3 protein-coding genes are annotated in these 3389 nt (G+C 45.7%); 1 reads left to right on the top strand and 2 read right to left on the bottom strand.

All coding sequences use genetic code 11. The features are described from left to right. Nucleotides 1-299: 299 nt before the first annotated feature. The gene (locus IQ242_RS20035; protein ID WP_193961169.1) at nt 300-941 is read right to left on the bottom strand and encodes a cofactor assembly of complex C subunit B; all 642 of its coding nucleotides are present in this window, start codon (nt 939-941) and stop codon (nt 300-302) included. A gap of 9 nt (nt 942-950) precedes the next feature. Then, nucleotides 951-1679, bottom strand: a complete 729-nt coding sequence (gene rpaB / locus IQ242_RS20030; protein ID WP_002781934.1) for a response regulator transcription factor RpaB — start codon at nt 1677-1679, stop codon at nt 951-953. 233 nt (nt 1680-1912) lie between these two features. Here rpaB and radA point away from each other — a divergent pair. Next, nucleotides 1913-3389, top strand: a 1477-nt coding sequence (gene radA / locus IQ242_RS20025; protein WP_193961168.1) for a DNA repair protein RadA, incomplete at its 3' end; no start/stop codon positions are given.

Here is a 3389-nt window from a genome sequence, read left to right as displayed (position 1 = left end):
GTGTAGGGTTTTACCGATTTTGAGATAGTCAGTTATACCATTTTTCTTTATTGGCGTCACAACGAATGCAGGCTTGGCAAGCATTCGAGCGTGGATGTCTGTCATGGATTTAGAAATTTGGTATTACCTAATTTTCAGGGAAAAAGTCCCGGAATTTTCCCCCTATCTCTCCCACAACTGGTACTTTTTGATTGACAAAAAGTCTAAAAGCCTTATCCAACAAGGTTTTTAGATTTATTCAGCCAACCCTAATTGCTTACTCTCATCTGAACCAAATTCTTAAATCTTACTGAAATCGTCTAAAACTGACTGAAAGTGTCGGCTAATTTATCAGCAATTCCCTCGATCCAAATTTCATCTTGTTTAGTATAACTGCGCGGCGCATTTGCCGCCAAAATTAACACCCCTTCCTTACCGATGGGTTGACAGATTAAGCCTTGGGTGTTTTCTGGCAAATAGTCAAACTCGATTTTAGCGGGATATAAATTTAAATTAACTAAATAAACGGCTTTACCGGTTTCTAAAACTCTTTTGATAATATTACTAACTTTAACTTCAGAATTCTGGCTTAAGATACCGCGACGTAATAAAACTTCTCCCCGATAATAAACGATCAGAGATTTTGTCACGGTGTTAGTTAAAAGTAAATGGGAAGCCCAAGCAAGCTCAATTTTAACCGGTTCTGGCAAATCTGGGGCAAATTCCAGACCTTCACGCCCGATTAATTCCACAGCATCCGGTAAGCGGGGTTGAACTCTTTGCCAGATTAAACCCACCAAAATTAAAACCCCACTCAAAATCACTCCCATCACATCGGAACGCGCTTGCGATGGGGTTAAATCGGCAGTGGCAAAACGATTCAACATTAATACCGTACCCCCGACGATGCCGGCGAACAGGGGTAACAGTCTTAAAATACGATTGGGATCAGCTTGTGCCATAGCTGAGAACTATTCCTCGTCTGGTTCTAGAATACGTTGAAAAAGATAGCCTGTACCTCTAGCGGTGAGAATTAACTCAGGATTGCTGGGATCATCCTCTAATTTGGCTCGTAAACGGGAAATATGCACATCTACCACCCGCGTATCCACATGACGTTCGGGGGTATAACCCCAAACTTCCTGAAGGATTTCCGAGCGGGAAAAAGCTTCTCCCGAGCGACTGACCAATAATTCCAGTAAACTAAATTCCATACCAGTCAGACGGATGCGTTCATCCCCCTTATAAACTTGGCGTTTATTGGTATCGATTTTAATGGAACCGATATGAATCACACCGGAACTAGGAATCCCCGGAGCGCCATTTTTCTCTACCCGACGCAACACCGAACGAATCCGCGCCTCGAGTTCTTTGGGAGAAAAAGGTTTAACTACATAGTCATCCGCGCCCAATTCTAGCCCGGTAATTCGATCGGCCACATCGCCCAAAGCGGTTAACATAATGATAGGAATATCCGATTCTTTGCGGAGTTCCTGACAGACACCGTAACCGTCTAATTTCGGCATCATCACATCCAAAACCACTAAATCGGGTTCGGCGGTGCGGAAGGTTTCTAAAGCTTCCTCTCCGTCGGCGGCGGTGACGACTTCATAACCAATCATCGACAAACGAGTCTCTAAGATACGACGGATGCTGGCTTCATCATCAACAACGAGAATTTTTTCCTTCTGGTTCTCCAACTGACTTAACACTCCTTCGTTAAATAGTGTGATGAATTTTAAAGTTAAATAACGAGCGTTCCTGTTTATAGAATATCCTTTGGCCGTTATCATTAAGCCTAAATTTCTTATTTTATTTCTTTTATGGCAATTATCAATAACTTTAGGATCTTCCTTTCCCTCTATCATACTTAATTAAATTTGACAAGAGAATTGATCCTCAAACCACTTTTCTTCAACTTTTCTTAAAAAACATGGCGAAATCGCGAACAATATATATCTGTAGCGCTTGTGGGGCGGAATCTCCCCAATGGTTGGGAAAATGCCCCAGTTGTGACACCTACGGGACGCTAGAAGAACAAGTGATGGCTGGTGGCAATAATCCGGCGGTAAATCGCCCAGGATGGCAAAATAGTCGCCCAAATAACGGCAAAGGGCAACGCAACCCGCAACCGCGGATCTCGGTGCGCTTCTCGGAAATTACCCAGTATGAACAGGAACGTTTTCCCTCTGGTTACGGGGAATTCGATCGCGTTCTCGGTGGTGGCATTGTCCCTGGTTCTCTTGTACTAATTGGCGGCGATCCGGGTATCGGCAAATCGACGCTTTTACTGCAAGTTACCAACCAACTCGCCCAAAGATTACCGCGCATCCTCTACGTTTCCGCCGAAGAATCGGGACAACAGATTAAACTGCGGGCTGCCCGTTTAGGGGTGGGAGTGGTTCCCGTGGAGTCGGAAAATAATGGCAATGGCAAGGAGAACAAAGCCTCTGAATCAACCTCAGAACTCGATAATCATCTCTATGTTCTGCCAGAAACCGATTTAGAGGAAATTTTGCGGGAATTAGAATCTCTACGCCCACAGGTGGCGGTAATTGACAGTATTCAAACTCTTTATTTTGGGGCGTTAACTTCCGCACCGGGATCCGTCGCCCAAGTTCGCGAATGTACCTCCGCCTTGATGCAGGTGGCAAAACGGGAGAATATTACTTTATTAATTGTCGGTCATGTGACTAAAGAAGGGGCGATCGCCGGTCCGCGAGTTTTGGAACATTTGGTCGATACGGTGTTATATTTTGAAGGCGATCGCTATGCCTCCCATCGTCTCTTAAGATCTGTGAAAAACCGTTTTGGAGCAACCCATGAGATCGGTATTTTCGAGATGGTGGACCACGGTTTGGTGGAAGTGGAAAACCCCTCAGAATTGTTTTTAGGCAATCGCGACGAATTTTCCCCGGGTACGGCGACGGTGGTAGCCTGTGAAGGTACACGCCCGATTGTGGTGGAGTTACAGGCATTAGTTAGCCCTACCAGTTATGCTTCCCCCCGAAGATCGACTACTGGCATAGAATACAACCGATTACAGCAAATTCTCGCCGTTTTAGAAAAGCGCGTCGGCATTCCTTTATCGAAATTAGATGCCTATGTTGCCTCCGCGGGAGGGTTGGGAGTGGAAGAACCGGCGGCGGATTTGGGAGTTGCGATCGCTGTTGTCGCTAGTTTTCGCGATCGAGTCGTGGATCCGCGCACAGTCTTAATCGGGGAAGTGGGATTAGGCGGACAAGTGCGCTTGGTGTCGCAAATGGAACTAAGATTAAAAGAAGCGGCGAAATTAGGCTTTAAACGGGCAATTGTCCCCAGAGGTCAAGTTTATCCCGAAGATGTGGGCTTAGAAATTGTTCCAGTCGGTAAGGTAATCGAGGCAATTGTCGCCGCAATTCCCCCCCAGC

Source organism: Microcystis sp. LEGE 08355, from assembly GCF_015207185.1.
Taxonomy (GTDB): Bacteria; Cyanobacteriota; Cyanobacteriia; order Cyanobacteriales; family Microcystaceae; genus Microcystis; species Microcystis panniformis.
This window is presented reverse-complemented; position numbering and strand designations above follow the sequence as displayed.

What these genes read in the sequence shown, in the direction of transcription:
- IQ242_RS20035 (WP_193961169.1), bottom strand. Translation starts at nt 941, where the DNA reads ATGGCACAAGCTGATCCCAATCGTATTTTAAGACTGTTACCCCTGTTC.